The organism is Corynebacterium tuberculostearicum (assembly GCF_022347235.1).
In the GTDB taxonomy this organism is placed as follows: domain Bacteria; phylum Actinomycetota; class Actinomycetes; order Mycobacteriales; family Mycobacteriaceae; genus Corynebacterium; species Corynebacterium tuberculostearicum_F.
On sequence record NZ_JAKRDX010000015.1, the window covers coordinates 21,492 to 35,832 of the forward strand.

The following is a 14,341-nucleotide window of genomic DNA, read 5'->3' on the forward strand; positions in this document are numbered from 1 at the left end:
CACCTGCCCGGTAAGGGAAATGGTGCGCGGACAGGTAAAATCGGGCGGCATGAATGAATCGATGCAGTTGGCTGAGAAGGTAGCCGCCCAACTGGCGCGCCACCTTACGGATGTCGTCCTGTGCCCTGGTTCGCGCAACGCGCCGCTGTCGCTGGCGCTATTGGCGCGTGATGATATCCGCGTACACACCCGCCTGGACGAGCGCGGGGGAGCGTTTACCGCCCTAGGCATGGCGCGGGTGCAGCGCCGCCACGTGGGCGTGGTTATGACTTCGGGGACTGCGGTAGCCAATACCTTGCCGGCCGTGGTGGAGGCACACTATTCCCATACGCCGCTGGCGATTATTAGCGCGGACCGGCCGGAGCGTCTGGTGGGCACGGGGGCGTCGCAGACCATCGAGCAGCAGGGCATCTTCGGCGTCTATGCGGATACCACCCAGGTCACCGGCGCGGACGATATCGCGGCGATGGCCCAGCGCTTCCGCGAGGACCTGCAGGTACACATCAATGTGGCCTTTGATGCCCCGCTTGTCGACGACACCCTGCCAGACCACACCTCCGGCGACGGCGTACGCGAGCCAGCACCGGCCTTTGTGGACCACGGGGAAGTGGCCGTGGATTTGAGCAAGAACACCCTGGTCATTGCGGGCGACGAGGCCTGGGAGGTAGAAGGCCTGCAGGACGTGCCGACCATTGCGGAGCCGAGCGCGCCGGGCCCGTATCATCCGGTGCATCCAGCGGCGGCGCATATCTTCCGCAAGGCGCAGGTCTCCGCGAATGATTATGTGGTCAATACTAAGGTGGAGCAGGTCATCGTCGTGGGGCACCCGACGCTGCACCGTGGCGTGCTAGCGCTGATGAATGATCCGGATATTGAGCTGGTGGTGCTCTCGCGCACCAAGGACTTCACCAACCAGCGCGGCGACGAGGCCCGGCTTGGCACCACCGTCAAAGCCACCGGTGAGCCGAGCCGCGAGTGGATGAAAATCTGCGAAGGCGCAACCGATATGGCTGGACAAGCGGTGCGCGAGACCCTCGAGGATGAGGAACTGGGATTCACCGGGCTGCACGTCGCGGCCGCAGTGGGCGATACGCTCTCCGTCAACGACACCCTGGTGCTCGGCGCTTCGAACCCGGTGCGCGATGCCTCCATGGTGGGCCTGCCTTTCGACGGCGTGGATACGTACTCGCCGCGAGGAGCGGCTGGCATCGACGGCACCATCGCCCAAGCCATCGGCATTTCCTTGGCTACGCAATCGCTGGATCCCACCAACTGGCGCGCCCCGCGAGTAATGGCGCTCATGGGGGATGTGACCTTCTTGCATGACGCGAATAGCCTGCTCATCCCGGAAGACCAGGCGCGACCGGAAAACCTCACCATCGTGGTGGCCAATGACAACGGCGGCGGCATCTTCGAAACCCTGGAACAAGGCGCCGATGCGCTGCGCGAGTCCTTCGAGCCGGCGTTTGGAACGCCGCATGGGGTGGACGTCGGCAAGCTGGCAGAAGCCTATGAAGCAGACTACCGCGAGGTGACCACCCTGCAGGAGCTATTGGATACGCTGGCGGAGCTGAAGGAATACTCCACCGGGATTACCATCGTGGAGGCCAAGACCACCCGTGCCACGCGCCGGGCGCTCAATGAGAAGCTCACCGCAAAGGTAGGCCAGTAAGTGGCCCCGCCGCAGCATAAGCCGCACGCGGCCGTGGTGCCGCGCTATACGCCGGCGGTCTATCGCCGCCGCCTGCACCAGCTGACACTGGCGCTGTATCTGGCTGCGCTGGTGGGCGTGGTGGGCATGGTCATCGGGCCGGCGCTGAATGACCATGCCATCGCCAGCCACCCCGCGCGCGCTTTGGCCACGGTCAAGGATGTGGGCATGCTGCGCACCACGGTGGATTTCCAAGACAGTGAGGGGATTTACCACACCCCACAGCACGGGCTGCTCTATCCCAGTGGGCTGGGCGAGGGCCAACAGGTATGGGTGCACTACGCCCAGGACGATCCAGACCTAGTCAAGGTCGAAGGCCGCGAATGGACGCTGGCCATCATCCCGGCGCTTTCGGTAGGGGTAGTTGCCACGCTCATCGCGGCCGTGCTGTGGAAGCTGATTAGCTTCTTTACCCGCCGCGCGGAGAAATAATTAACCAAGATTTTCCGCTGGCTTCACCATAAACTTAAGAAGATGGGCCATGATGGTGGCATGCGTGTTGCGATCGTGGCTGAATCCTTCCTCCCCAATGTCAATGGTGTGACCAACTCCGTGCTGCGCGTTTTAGAGCACCTGCACGAGACTGGCCAGCAGGCCATCGTCATCGCGCCGGGCGCCCGTGAGGGACAAGAAGAGATTCCGGACTACCTAGGATTCCCCATCTACCGTGTGCCCACCGTGCGCGTGCCGTTGGTGGATTCGCTGCCGGTTGGCGTGCCTACCACGGCGGTCGATGAGGCCTTGCGCGACTTCAAGCCGGATATCATCCACCTGGCCAGCCCCTTCGTACTCGGCGCGGCGGGCGCTTTCTCCGCCCGCCAGCAGCGCGTGCCGGCCGTGGCGTTGTACCAGACCGATGTTGCCGGATTTGCCACCAAGTACCATGCCTCCGCGCTGGCCTATGGCGTGTGGGAGTGGCTGCGCACGATTCATAACTCCTGCCAGATGACGCTGGCACCGTCCTCGTTGACCATCCGGGACTTGGAAAAGCACAACATTAAAAACGTGCGCCACTGGGGTCGTGGCGTGAACGCAGAACTTTTCCATCCCTCCAAGCGCTCTGACGAGCTGCGCCGCAGCTGGGATCCGAGCGGCACCAAGAATGTGGTGGGATTCGTTGGTCGTCTCGCCGCGGAAAAGGGCGTGCACCGCCTCTCGGCGCTCAACGGGCGCGAGGATATCCAGCTGGTCATCGTGGGCGATGGGCCGGAGCGCCCGCTATTGGAAGCCCAGCTGCCCGGTGCCGTCTTTACCGGTGCGCTGTCCGGCGAAGACCTCGCTGCCGCCTATGCCTCCTTGGACGTCTTCGTCCACGCCGGCGAGTTCGAGACCTTCTGCCAGTCCATCCAGGAGGCACAGGCCTCCGGCGTGCCGACCATCGGGCCGCGGGCTGGTGGCCCGGTAGACCTCATCGACGAGGGCTATAACGGCCTTCTGCTGGAGGTAAAGACCTTTGTGGAAGACCTCCCCAATGCGGTGGACGCTCTGCTCAATCCGGAGATCCACCAAGAGATGCGGGACCATGCCCGCGAGTCTATTTCTTCCAAGACGTGGAAGGCCCTGTGTGAGCAGCTCGTGGGCTATTACGAAGAGGTACTGGAGGATACTCGCCGGGTGCCGCTGACCATTCTGGGCCAGCGTCCCGAGCTGCCGCGATGGGCGGCTCGTGCCCTTGGCGCCCGCGTAGCCTAGACTGATCATTTGTGTCTAAGGCAGATCTGGATAAAAAGCCCTTCGATGTGGCGCGCATGTTTGACGCCGTGGGCGAGAAATACGACCTCACCAATACCGTGCTGTCCTTTGGGCAGGACGCGCACTGGCGCAAGCGCACCCGTGAGCGTTTGAACCTTAAGCCGGGCGAGAAGGTCCTCGACCTTGCAGCGGGTACCGCCGTGTCCACCGTGGAACTTTCCAAGTCCGGTGCGTGGTGCGTGGCGTGTGATTTCTCCCGTGGCATGCTGGCCGCCGGCCGTGAGCGCGACGTGCCCAAGGTGGCTGGCGATGGCATGAAGCTGCCGTTTGCGGATAACACCTTTGACGCCGTGACCATATCTTATGGCCTGCGCAATATCCACGACTTTGAGCTCGGCCTGCGCGAAATGGCGCGCGTGACCAAGCCGGGCGGGCGCCTTGCGGTGGCGGAGTTTTCCACCCCGGTGGTACCGATTTTTGGCACCGTGTACAAGGAATACTTGATGCGTCTGCTCCCGCCGGTAGCGCGCCTGGTCTCTTCTAATCCGGAGGCATATATCTACCTCGCGGAATCCATTCGCGCGTGGCCCGGGCAGGAGGAGCTTGCCGCGGTTATCAATCGCAATGGCTGGGCCGAGGCCGGCTGGCAGAACCTTACTTTCGGCATCGTGGCGCTGCACTCGGCGGTAAAGCCAGCCTAGGCGCCGCTCCTTCGCGCCCGGGGGAGCGGGGGACTATGCTGCGGTCGAATCCCAGAGGGGCGTATCGCGGCGAAGGGACGAGACCGTGCGGCCGGCGGCGCGCCAGGTGCGTGCGATGAGGTCGCGGTCATCGTCAGTAATGAGGTTGCCCATCAGGCGCGCGGCGGCCGGCATGAGTATGCGGCCAATGGGCCCGCGCAGGGCCAGTGGACCAGCCAGCGGTAGGAACTGTGGGTAGGTCAACAGGCGCGCGGCCGTGCGGGCCAAGAGGAAGGACTCGCCGTAGTGTTCGCGCAAGACGGCCGGCCAGGCCAGGGTGAAATCCTTCGGGCCGAGCAGGGCTACGGCCAGCGCGGCGGTCTCCAAGCCATAATCGATGCCCTCGCCGTTGAGGGGGTTGATGCAGGCCGCGGCATCACCAATGATCATCCAATTGGCGCCGGCCACGTTAGACACCGCGCCGCCCATGGGCAGTAAGGCAGAGGTAACGTGCTCAATCTCGCCGAGTCCCCACTCGGGGCGCTGTTGGGCGGCGTAGAACTCGAGCAGCTTCTTGGTGTTGATCTTGGCGGGGCGCTGCGCGGTCGACAACGCGCCGAGGCCGATATTGACCTGGCCTAGCTCGGAGCCGAGCGGGAAGATCCAACCGTAGCCGGGTTGCACCTCGCCTTCTTCGTCCTTGAGCTCAACGTGGGAGTGCATCCAGGGCTCAGTGGCATGCGTAGAGGAAGCATAGGAACGCGCGGCGATGCCATAGACCTCCTCGCGATGCCAGGTGCGGCCGAGCTTCTTGCCAAAAGTAGAGCGCACGCCATCGGCCACGATGATCCACTTGGCATGCACGGTGGCCTCACCCACGCGGAAGGAGGTCACGCGGTTGCCCTCGAGCACCGGATCGGTGGCGGGGGTGCCGGTGAGGAGGGTGGCGCCGGCTTCCCGGGCGGCGTCGGCAAGCAGGGCATCAAAGCGGAAGCGCGGCAGGGCCGTGCCCACTTGGGAGGGATAGGTCTCCGGCCAGGGCGCGGTAATATCACCGCCGTATCCGTGCAGCTTCAGGCCGCGATTGCGATAGGAGGCGTTGACCGCAATGCCAAGCTCAGCAAGCTGGTGCATCGCGCGCGGGGTAAGCCCGTCGCCGCAGGTTTTATCGCGGGGAAACGTCGCGGAATCAATAAGGAGGGTGTCATAGCCGGCGCGTGCGGCATGGATCGCGGCGGCTGCTCCGGCAGGCCCAGCGCCAATGATGGCGACCTCGACATAGGTTTGGGAATCGATCTGCTCCGACATGAGGACTATCATTGCATGAGTTCGACCCCTCGAGTGTGTTTAGGGGCGCAGTTTGGACTACGGTAGGTAATCGATTATCTCTGGCTTTTAGTTGCAAGGAACACTATTTAATGACTCACGGTCAATCGCATGCCACGCACGTGGATCTTGGTGATCCGCAGCTCAACGAGCGCATTGGTGCGGGCATGGAAGCAGTAGAAGACAAGCTGCGCAGTGAAATCGACCGCGGCCAGGACTTCTTAAAGGACAAGGTCAGCCACCTGTCTAAGGCCGGTGGCAAGCGCTTTCGCCCCATGATGGCGCTGCTGGCCTCCGAGTATGGTCCGCGTCCGGGCTGCAAAGAGGTTGTTAAGGCCGCCACCGTCGTGGAGATGGTGCACGTCGCCACCCTTTATCATGACGATGTCATGGATGAGGCGGACCGCCGCCGCGGCGTGGAATCTGCCAATTCGCGGTGGAATAATTCCGTGGCCATCCTCGCCGGCGATGCGCTCCTGGCGCATGCTTCCCGCCTGATGAGTGAGCTGGATACCCACACGGTGGGCCACTTTGCCGATACCTTTGAAGAGCTGGTGACCGGCCAGATGCGCGAGACCATCGGCGCGGGCGAGGCCAATGCTGTGGAGCACTACACGGCCGTTATCCGTGAAAAGACCGCGGTGCTCATCGCCTCTGCGGGCTACCTGGGCGCCTACCACTCTGGCGCCTCGGCCGAGCATGCCGCAGCCTTGCACCGCATTGGTGGTGCCATCGGCATGATCTTCCAGATTGTGGACGATGTCATCGACATCTTCTCTGACCCAAAGGAGTCCGGCAAGACCCCGGGCACGGACCTGCGCGAGGGCGTATTTACCCTGCCGGTTCTCTACGCCTTGGAGGAAGAGGGCGAAGTGGGCGACAAGCTGCGTGAGCTGCTTACTGGCCCGCTGCATTCCGACGCCGAGGTGGAGCGCGCCATCGAGCTCCTGCACCAGTCTGGCGGCCGTCAGAAGGCGCTGGAGGACATCAATGCTTACCTGCGCACGGTGGAGGAGCAGCTTGCCGTGCTACCGGAGAACTCCGCGAGCCAGGCCCTTCGCCAACTGGCGGATTATACCGTGCGTCGCGTGGGCTAGCTGCTTGGCTAAGCCCCTCTCTATAGCCCCATTCGCCCCTACTACGCTGGCGATTTGTAGGTGGGAGGGTGGTTCGTAGTAAAGTACTTACTCGCACCACACAGTGCATGCCAGGTTGCCCGAGCGGCCAAAGGGAGCGGACTGTAAATCCGCCGGCATTGCCTTCAGAAGTTCGAATCTTCTACCTGGCACAGAATGAAACCCCGCAAGCAAAAGCTTGCGGGGTTTCAAGCGTACCTGCAGCTGTGGGGCGGATGCTACCGGCAGGGCTCCTGTCTGCGGGAGTCTTGAGCCCTGTAGAACACCGCATAGGCGCCGACGAGAAATACAGCTAGAAATACCCCAGCGATCTTGAAGTAGAAAAATCCATTTCCTAACCTACGAGAAATATCTGGCAATGAGGTGGAATCCGATCCCGCCAGGGCCTTGGCCACGTATACCGCATTCAAACCGCCAATGAAATAGCCGAGGCAGAGCAATAATGAAATACCAACTGCAATCTTTAGCAAAACTGTTAAGGATGAATGGTGGGGTTCTGTACTCATCTAATTCCTCTCATCTTGGTCTTCAGGACCAGCAAACTACACCTTCCTGAGGCGCTGTGTACCAACAGGCGTGCTCGGTAGCCATACCATCAGTCACAGGACATCACTGTAGAGATGAAGGTATGGGGTTTAGCGATAGGATATGGGATATGAAGAAGATCCGAACGATGCTGGACGGGGTAAACGAGGTTCACCTTTTTCAAAGCCAGCGAGTAGCGCAGGCAGCGCAGCAAGCGCATTTGCGCAATCGGACTCGCAGTTATCGGGCGCACCGGAAAATAAATGCAGCGATTTCCCACCAGTTGGAGGAGCGCTCCCTGGCGTAAATAGCCTTTCTAACCTTGATGCCCCGTTGTCGTGGGACTGGCGGCAGCAAGTCCACTAGCCCGCACCCTCATTGGCCCTAAGCAATCCCGGAAGGACCAGTTAGAGAGCGCGGAGCGGGGAGGGGTTTAAATCCCGAAGTAGGCACGCAGGTCGGCCGCGATGGCATCGAGGCGGTCGGCGTCGGGGGATTCGAGGTAGCACTTCAGCTTCGGCTCGGTGCCGGAAGGGCGCACGATGACGCGGTCATCGTTGTCGGTGAAGAACTTGGAGCCTTGGGCGAATTTCTCCACCTTTGCCACGGGGGAACCGGCCAGTTCCGTGGGCGGGGTAGATGCGACCTTATCCATCGCTTGGGCGATGATGCTGAGGTCATCGACGCGGAAGGTCAGCGGCTGGGTGTAGAGGGCACCCACGGTGGCGTAGATGTCTTCTAGACGCTCTAGCAAGGTGGTTCCTGCGGCCTTGCACTCGGCCGCGAGGCTGGCGAGCACTACGGAGGTAGCGACGCCGTCCTTATCGCGGACAGCGGTGGGGTCGGGGCAGAAACCAATGGCCTCCTCATAACCAAACGCGAGATCCGGGGTGCGGGCGATCCACTTGAAACCGGTGAGGGTCTCTTCGTGGCCGAGGCCGTAGTGGGCGGCGATGCGCCCGAGGAGGCGGGAGGAGACGAGCGAGTTGGCGAAGTTGCCTGTCGCACCTTGGCGGGCAAGATAGTCGCCCAAGAGGGCACCGGTTTCATCGCCGGTGAGCTGGCGCCACGAGCCTGAGGAAGTAGGCACGGCGGCGGCGCAGCGATCCGCATCCGGGTCATAAGCGATAAGAATATCGGCGCCGATCTTCTCAGCGTGGCGGATGCCCAAGTCGAGGGCGCCAGGCTCTTCCGGGTTGGGGAAAGAGACGGTGGGGAAATCGGGATCCGGTTGGGCCTGCTCAGGAACCAGGGAGACGCGGAACCCGCAGCGGGTCAGGAGCTTTTCGCCCAGGGCGGCACCGACGCCGTGCATGGCGGTCAGCGCGATGGTGACATCGGTATGTGCGCCCACAAGCTGCGCGGCGCGGTCGAGGTACTCGGCGCGGGTATCGACGTCCGCGATGTTCTCGGTGGATAGCGGGACTTCATCGGAATGGGGTGCCGCGGCAATGGCGGCGGCGATTTCGGCATCGGCGGGTGAAATCAGCTGTACGCCTTCAGCCGGGCCGGTGGCGATGCGGCCGCCCAGGTAGACCTTGTAGCCATTATCGGCCGGCGGGTTATGCGAGGCAGTGACCATAATTCCGGCATCCGCCTTGAGCGAGCGGACCGTGAAGGCGGTCAGCGGAGTGGGGTTCTGCGCTGGCAGAACCAAGGCCTTGCCGCCGGCCGCGGAGATGACCTGTGCGGCATCGCGCTGGAACTGCGCGGAGCCGTGGCGGGCATCGCAGCCAATGGCTACCACTGGGGTATCCACGTGCTGTTTGAGCCAGGAGATAAGCCCATAGGTGGTGCGGATGACTACGGCGCGATTCATGCGAGACTCGCCCGCGCCCACGGCGGCGCGCAGGCCTGCGGTGCCGAAGGCGAGGGGGCCGGCGAAGGCGGCGGTGAGCTCGTCGGTATTGTCCTCTTCAATCCAGGTCATCACCTGGCGGGCGGTGTCCGGATCGGGGTCGTGCTCGGCCCAGGTGCGGGCGTAGTCATAATCCACGGCGGCGGCCTTTGACATGGCTTAGAGCTCCTCGAGGATCTTGGCGGAGGAAGACAGGCCCAGGCGGGTTGCGCCGGCCTCAATCATGGCCAAGGCGTCCTTGGCGGTGCGGATGCCGCCAGAGGCCTTGACACCTAGCTTGTCGCCTACGGACTCGCGCATGAGCTTAACGGCGTGCACGGAGGCGCCGCCGGCCGGGTGGAAACCAGTGGAGGTCTTGACAAAGTCCGCCTGGGCGGCTGCGGCGGCTTTGCAGGCGAGGACAATGGCGTCGTCGGAAAGCGCGGCGGACTCGATGATGACCTTGAGTACCTTGCCGGGGATGGCATCGCGCACGGCCTGGATTTCGGCCTGCAGATCCTCGGCGCGGCCCTCGATGGCCAGTGGGATATTGATGACCATGTCCACCTCTTCGGCGCCATCGGCAACCGCGCGGGCCGCCTCAGCGGCCTTAATCTCCGGCTTCACGGCGCCGGAAGGAAAGCCCACGACGGTGGCAATGTGCAGCGAATCAGGAACCTCGATGGGCAGGGCGGACGGGGAAACGCAGACGGAGTAGGTGCCCAGCTCGGCCGCCTCATTCACCAAGGCGCGGAACTGATCCGGGGTGGCCTCCGGCTTGAGCAGGGTGTGGTCGATGATGGAAGCAACGTCGGTGCGGGAAGTCATAATTGTTCTCCTTAGCGGGTTAGGCGGGATTCGGAACGGGCCATCTTGAGGTCAGAGACGACGTACAGGGCAATACCGATGGCGGCGACGGCCGCGAGGATCCACAACACGGTGTTATAGCTGGTGAGGTCCTGCAGCTTTGCCGTATAGGCAATGCCCAGTGGGATGGCGATATTGATGGTCAGGTTATAAAAGCCGATGGCGATGCCGGATTTGGCGGCGGTGATATTGCGCAGCGCGGTATTGACCAGCGGGGCGTACATCAGCGCAAAGCCGGAGGCAAAGGCCACGATGGCGAGAATGAGTACGGCGACGTGAAGCTGCACAAAGAGCGCGGCCGCCACTAGCGCGCCGGCGACCAGGGCGAAGGCGGTGTAGATGGTGGCGCGAGAGGACAAAACGGCACCGATTTTGCCGGAGAAAATGCCGATGAGGATGGCGCAAATATAGCCCGGGATCATCAGCAGGGAGGCCTTATCGATGTTCATGCCGTGCAGGTCATGTGCGGCAAATGGCAGCAGGAAGATAAAGCCCATCTGGGTGGAGTAGACAAAGAAGACCATGAGGATGGTCCACACGTAGCGGCCATTAGTAAAGAATTCCGGGGTGACCACGGGGTGCTTGGCGTCGCCGATGTGGATGATAAACCCCACGACGCCAAGGAAAGCAAAGATGAGCCATGCCCAGTTGAATTCCTGCATGAACATGGTCAGGCCGGTGGCGAAGACCGCGATGAAAAACAGGCCTAGGGCGTCGAGGTGGCCTTCCACGGCCTCATCTTCTGGCACCAGCTTGATAATCGGCGGGATGGCCAGGATGAGGATGAGCGGGATGAGGAACATCGCCGTCCATGAGACATAGGTGGAAATAAAGCCAGAGGTCAACGCGCCGATGAGCAGGCCGGCCTGGAAGGCGGCGGTAGAAAAGCCGAGGTAGGTCTTTTGATCGGCCTCGCTCAAGTGCTTGGTCACGTAAATGACATACAGCGTTTCCGCGGCGGCAAGGCCGGCGGTCTGGATGAGGCGGCCGGTAAGCACCATGGGCCAAAAGCTGGAAAAGGCGAAGGCCAAAAGCGAGCCCACGGCGATGAGGACAACGCCGGTGAGCATGAGCTTGCGGATGGAGATGGAATCCGCCAGCGCGGCGTAGACCACGGCGCCGATGCCGATGATTACGCCGGCGAGGGAAGCCTGGAGGGAGGCGGTTTTAACGGAGATGTCCAGCGCCTGGGCGATCGGCATGGTCATCGTCTTAAAGCCGTTATCAATAACCAGCGAGAAGACGAAGACAAAGAGCAGGATAGGTACGGCAACCTTGGGGTTTACCGCGGAGCCTGTCCGCTTGTCCTGCGGGGAAGCGGTGGGGTGGGTGGAAGTCACGGGGGAGAGGGTCCTTTTAGTCGAGCGCGTTGAGCGGAAGCGCGAGTTCAATCATGGTGCGGAAGGCGGTCTGGCGCTCTTCCGCGGAGAGGTGGGTATCGTGCACCAGGTTGTCGGAGACGGTGAAAAGTCCCAGCGCGTCGACGCCGGCCTCAGCCGCGGTGGCATAAAGCGCTGCGGATTCCATCTCTACGCCGAGCACACCCATGTGCGCCCAGCGCTCGTTCACGTTCTGGTCAAAGTTGTAGAAGATATCCGAGCTCAAGATATTGCCTACGTGGATGTGGGCCTGCTGCTTTTCGGCCTGATCCACCAAAGCCTTGAGGAGCTTCCACGAGGCGGTGGGGGCGTAGCTGCCCGGCAGGTTGTACTGGCTCAAGAAGTTGGAATCAGTGGAGGCGGACGAAGCAACGATGACATCGTGCAGCTCAATGTCTTCCTGCATGGCGCCAATGGAACCGACGCGGATGAGCTTCTTTACGCCGTAGTTGTGGATGAGTTCCCAGGAGTAGATACCGATGGAGGGAATGCCCATGCCGGAGCCCATGACGGAGATGGGCTTGCCGTTAAAAGTGCCGGTAAACCCCAGCATATTGCGCACACCGTTGAACTGGACGGTATCTTCCAGAAAGTTCTCGGCGATGAACTTCGCGCGCAGCGGGTCACCGGGCAGGAGGATGGTTTCCGCAATGGGCGCGCCCTGCGGATTGATGTGTGGGGTGGCAATATCGGTAGCGGACATATCTGCGCTCCTTGGCATGGGGTGGGGGATTTTACAGACCAAGCTTAAACCCTCAGGGCCCCGAATCAATGGCCTTGTTTGCAGCTTTTCAACAACTGCGGAAAGCCTCACTGGACTCAGTCACCAGCGTGCGCGCCGAGGCGGATGCCTGCGGTGAGCATTGCCACGCTTGCCGACGCCCCTGTTTCCCACACCCCCAATCCACATGCCTTCACACGGCTGCCGACGCACGGTAGGAGACGTGGCCGAGCGGTCCGCAGGGGTGGGCTGCCATGCCGTTTGTCTAACTGCCTTCAAGAGGCGCGAAAAGGTGTCACAAGAGCTATGTATTTTTGCGCTCTGACGTGGCGATTTGTGTAAAACGTTGAAAGCAGGTTAGATTATTGGAGTCCGCAACGGAGAGCACAACGAAATAGCGATGTGTTCAACGCTAGGATGTGCCCCCTTAGCTCAGTCGGCAGAGCGTTTCCATGGTAAGGAAAAGGTCGACAGTTCGATTCTGTCAGGGGGCTCCATTCATGTTTGGGGCAAGGAATTCCTCCAAGGTGAATATGGCGGTGTAGCTCAGTGGTAGAGCAAGCGACTCATAATCGCTGTGTCGCGAGTTCAATTCTCGCCATCGCTACCGGGAAAGAAAGGCGCCCGCAGGGCGCTTTTTTATTACCGCGCTGAAGACAGTGCAGGCTGTGCCTAGTTTCGGATTGGAACTATGGCTCTGGTAAGGTCTTCAACGCTTGGTGCTGAGACATCAAGGGATAAAAGAATAGGGGCGTGGCGCAATTGGTAGCGCAACGGTCTCCAAAACCGTAGGTTGCAGGTTCGAGTCCTGTCGCCCCTGCATAGTAAACCCCGTCACCTCAGGTGGCGGGGTTTCTTCATGCCCTATTTTCTTCGTGACGCTTAGCCCGCCCACATGTTGTCAAGGCCACGTCCGGCAAATGCCATGGTCAGCTTTTCATGCTGTGCAAGCTTTGCTAGGGTTGACAAAGTTATGGAGGTGCGCGTTAAGCGCCCTATGAGATTTAGTTCCCAAGGAGGGTTAGCTGTGAGCGATGAGCAGCAGCCGAAGAATTCGGGTGCATCGCGCCCGACCGGTAAGCGTCAGCTCTCTGGTGCGGCTACCACGTCCTCCGCGGACTACGCCGATAAGCACGTCGTCCGCGTCGAGGATAAGAACCACGATGACACCCCAGGTGGTGGCGTAGCCGCCTTCCCAGGCGAGGTCGTATCCGAGATGAAGAAGGTGGTGTGGCCTACCGCTAAGGAGATGCTGCAGTACACCCTCATTACCTTTGCGTTCCTTATCGTGCTGACCGTTTTGGTCTGGGGCGTTGACACCCTGGCTGGTCTCGGAGTTGAGCAGGTTCTCTCAGATTAGTAAGATAAGCGCATAATCTTTTATCCCGCTGTTTCCGCTTAGAGGAACGGCGGGATACTTTTTGCCCATACGCGGGCGGGTAGGCTGGTCCTACGCAACGCGCCGAGGAATTTTTTGGAGTAAGAATTATGAGCGACGAGAATAACGTCGAAACCGTAGGCACCTCCCTGGAAGAGGCAATGCAGTCCAACGTGCAGGAGCAGGCGGCAGAGCACGCTAGCTCCGTGGAAGAAGCACAACAGGAAGACGCTACCCCAGCCGCTCCGGCAGCGGAGGAAGCTGAAGGAACGGCTGAGTCCACCGAGGCTGCAGGCGAGTCCGCCGACGCAGCGGAACCGGCAGCGACCGAAGCAGAGGCCGAGGGTGCAGCCCCTGAGGCCAGCGAAGACGAGTCCGAGGATGCCGCCTACCGCAAGCGCCTGCGCGCCTTTACCCGCGAACTGAAGAAGCAGCCGGGCCAGTGGTACATCATCCAGTGCTACTCCGGCTACGAAAACAAGGTAAAGACCAACCTGGACATGCGCGCCCAGACCCTCGAGGTAGAAGATTCCATCTTCGAGGTCGTTGTACCTATTGAGCAGGTCCTGGAGAACAAGGACGGCAAGAAGAAGATCGTGAAGCGCAAGCTGCTGCCGGGCTACGTCCTGGTCCGCGCTGAGCTTAACGACGCCGCATGGTCCGTCATCCGCGAAACCCCAGGCGTGACCTCCTTCGTGGGCAACGAGGGCAATGCCACCCCGGTTAAGACCCGCGACGTGGCTAAGTTCCTGATGCCCAACGAGGCGCCGTCCACCAAGGGCGATGCTGCCCCGAACGAGGCAGAGGGCGAGCAGGTTGTGGCTATGCCGGAGAAGGAAGTGGCCAAGAAGTATGCGCACGACTTCGAGGTGGGCGAGGCAGTGACCATCCTGTCCGGCCCGCTGGCTGCCGTATCCGCAACCATTTCCGAGATCGACCCGGAGACCGGCAAGATGCAGGGTCTGGTGTCCATCTTCGGCCGCGAGACCCCGGTGGAGCTGTCGCCGACCGAGATCGAGCGCATCTCCTAAAAAGTGATTTTGTGCAGGGCGCACGGTGTTCTAAACTGGAACGCCGTGCGCCTTTGGC

14 protein-coding genes and 4 tRNA genes are annotated in these 14,341 nt (G+C 61.5%); 12 read left to right on the forward strand and 6 right to left on the reverse strand.

From position 1 onward, the window contains the following. Positions 1–49 precede the first annotated feature (49 nt). From menD to MHK09_RS08865, 4 genes are read left to right on the forward strand one after another with little or no spacing between them, the layout of a single operon-like run. Positions 50–1,672, forward strand: coding sequence for a 2-succinyl-5-enolpyruvyl-6-hydroxy-3-cyclohexene-1-carboxylic-acid synthase (gene menD / locus MHK09_RS08850; RefSeq protein ID WP_250413314.1), 1,623 nt, complete (start codon positions 50–52; stop codon positions 1,670–1,672). Beyond that, a complete protein-coding gene (locus tag MHK09_RS08855) occupies positions 1,673–2,143 on the forward strand; it encodes a DUF3592 domain-containing protein (protein WP_080971157.1) in 471 nt (156 codons plus the stop codon). Positions 2,144–2,203: 60 nt separating this feature from the next. Beyond that, a complete protein-coding gene (locus MHK09_RS08860) occupies positions 2,204–3,403 on the forward strand; it encodes a glycosyltransferase family 4 protein (protein ID WP_250413340.1) in 1,200 nt (399 codons plus the stop codon). An 11-nt stretch (positions 3,404–3,414) separates the two neighbouring features. Continuing rightward, positions 3,415–4,104, forward strand: a complete 690-nt coding sequence (locus MHK09_RS08865; protein WP_005322922.1) for a demethylmenaquinone methyltransferase — start codon at positions 3,415–3,417, stop codon at positions 4,102–4,104. Between the two features lie 33 nt (positions 4,105–4,137). Here MHK09_RS08865 and MHK09_RS08870 read toward each other — a convergent pair whose 3' ends face one another. After that, a complete protein-coding gene (locus MHK09_RS08870; RefSeq protein ID WP_179387356.1) occupies positions 4,138–5,403 on the reverse strand; it encodes a geranylgeranyl reductase family protein in 1,266 nt (421 codons plus the stop codon). 98 nt (positions 5,404–5,501) lie between these two features. On the opposite strand from MHK09_RS08870, the gene MHK09_RS08875 reads away from it, so the two are divergent. Next, positions 5,502–6,506: a polyprenyl synthetase family protein gene (locus MHK09_RS08875; RefSeq protein ID WP_005327943.1), complete on the forward strand. Its 1,005-nt coding sequence runs from the start codon at positions 5,502–5,504 to the stop codon at positions 6,504–6,506. Between the two features lie 109 nt (positions 6,507–6,615). Beyond that, positions 6,616–6,697, forward strand: a tRNA-Tyr gene (locus tag MHK09_RS08880). A 66-nt stretch (positions 6,698–6,763) separates the two neighbouring features. On the opposite strand, the gene MHK09_RS08885 is transcribed toward MHK09_RS08880, so the two are convergent. Beyond that, positions 6,764–7,051 carry a hypothetical protein gene (locus tag MHK09_RS08885; protein ID WP_250413316.1) on the reverse strand — a complete coding sequence of 96 codons (288 nt, stop codon included), beginning with the start codon at positions 7,049–7,051 and terminating at the stop codon, positions 6,764–6,766. A 149-nt stretch (positions 7,052–7,200) separates the two neighbouring features. Here MHK09_RS08885 and MHK09_RS08890 point away from each other — a divergent pair, with 149 nt between their 5' ends. Beyond that, the gene (locus MHK09_RS08890) at positions 7,201–7,377 is read left to right on the forward strand and encodes a hypothetical protein (protein ID WP_250413318.1); all 177 of its coding nucleotides are present in this window, start codon (positions 7,201–7,203) and stop codon (positions 7,375–7,377) included. 126 nt (positions 7,378–7,503) lie between these two features. Here the strand turns inward: MHK09_RS08890 and MHK09_RS08895 are convergent, their stop codons facing one another. The 4 genes from MHK09_RS08895 to deoD are packed head-to-tail and all read right to left on the reverse strand — an operon-like array spanning position 7,504 to position 11,856. Next, a complete protein-coding gene (locus MHK09_RS08895; protein ID WP_250413320.1) occupies positions 7,504–9,084 on the reverse strand; it encodes a phospho-sugar mutase in 1,581 nt (526 codons plus the stop codon). 3 nt (positions 9,085–9,087) lie between these two features. Next, positions 9,088–9,735 (reverse strand): deoxyribose-phosphate aldolase, encoded by a 648-nt coding sequence (deoC, locus tag MHK09_RS08900; protein ID WP_250413322.1) that lies wholly within the window; start codon positions 9,733–9,735, stop codon positions 9,088–9,090. 11 nt (positions 9,736–9,746) lie between these two features. Next, positions 9,747–11,114 carry an MFS transporter gene (locus MHK09_RS08905; protein ID WP_250413323.1) on the reverse strand — a complete coding sequence of 456 codons (1,368 nt, stop codon included), beginning with the start codon at positions 11,112–11,114 and terminating at the stop codon, positions 9,747–9,749. A 16-nt stretch (positions 11,115–11,130) separates the two neighbouring features. Then, complete coding sequence (gene deoD, locus MHK09_RS08910) at positions 11,131–11,856, reverse strand: purine-nucleoside phosphorylase (protein WP_005327952.1); 726 nt, start codon at positions 11,854–11,856, stop codon at positions 11,131–11,133. A 439-nt stretch (positions 11,857–12,295) separates the two neighbouring features. Here deoD and MHK09_RS08915 point away from each other — a divergent pair. The 5 genes from MHK09_RS08915 to nusG all read left to right on the forward strand — a co-directional run bounded on the left by MHK09_RS08915 (position 12,296) and on the right by nusG (position 14,283). Further along, a tRNA-Thr gene (locus MHK09_RS08915) sits at positions 12,296–12,371 on the forward strand. A 38-nt stretch (positions 12,372–12,409) separates the two neighbouring features. Further along, positions 12,410–12,481, forward strand: a tRNA-Met gene (locus MHK09_RS08920). A 140-nt stretch (positions 12,482–12,621) separates the two neighbouring features. After that, positions 12,622–12,694: transfer RNA gene (locus MHK09_RS08925), tRNA-Trp, on the forward strand. 207 nt (positions 12,695–12,901) lie between these two features. Continuing rightward, positions 12,902–13,234 carry a preprotein translocase subunit SecE gene (secE, locus tag MHK09_RS08930; protein ID WP_049358680.1) on the forward strand — a complete coding sequence of 111 codons (333 nt, stop codon included), beginning with the start codon at positions 12,902–12,904 and terminating at the stop codon, positions 13,232–13,234. Between the two features lie 128 nt (positions 13,235–13,362). Then, positions 13,363–14,283 carry a transcription termination/antitermination protein NusG gene (nusG, locus tag MHK09_RS08935; protein WP_005327959.1) on the forward strand — a complete coding sequence of 307 codons (921 nt, stop codon included), beginning with the start codon at positions 13,363–13,365 and terminating at the stop codon, positions 14,281–14,283. The last annotated feature ends 58 nt before the right edge of the window (positions 14,284–14,341 follow it).

Excerpts from the sequence above, each read along its gene's own strand:
- menD (WP_250413314.1), top strand. The coding sequence starts at position 50 with ATGAATGAATCGATGCAGTTGGCTGAGAAGGTAGCCGCCCAACTGGCG.
- MHK09_RS08860 (WP_250413340.1), top strand. The coding sequence starts at position 2,204 with ATGCGTGTTGCGATCGTGGCTGAATCCTTCCTCCCCAATGTCAATGGT.
- MHK09_RS08870 (WP_179387356.1), bottom strand. The coding sequence starts at position 5,403 with ATGATAGTCCTCATGTCGGAGCAGATCGATTCCCAAACCTATGTCGAG.
- MHK09_RS08875 (WP_005327943.1), top strand. The coding sequence starts at position 5,502 with ATGACTCACGGTCAATCGCATGCCACGCACGTGGATCTTGGTGATCCG.
- MHK09_RS08885 (WP_250413316.1), bottom strand. The coding sequence starts at position 7,051 with ATGAGTACAGAACCCCACCATTCATCCTTAACAGTTTTGCTAAAGATT.
- MHK09_RS08890 (WP_250413318.1), top strand. The coding sequence starts at position 7,201 with ATGAAGAAGATCCGAACGATGCTGGACGGGGTAAACGAGGTTCACCTT.
- MHK09_RS08895 (WP_250413320.1), bottom strand. The coding sequence starts at position 9,084 with ATGTCAAAGGCCGCCGCCGTGGATTATGACTACGCCCGCACCTGGGCC.
- deoC (WP_250413322.1), bottom strand. The coding sequence starts at position 9,735 with ATGACTTCCCGCACCGACGTTGCTTCCATCATCGACCACACCCTGCTC.
- deoD (WP_005327952.1), bottom strand. The coding sequence starts at position 11,856 with ATGTCCGCTACCGATATTGCCACCCCACACATCAATCCGCAGGGCGCG.
- nusG (WP_005327959.1), top strand. The coding sequence starts at position 13,363 with ATGAGCGACGAGAATAACGTCGAAACCGTAGGCACCTCCCTGGAAGAG.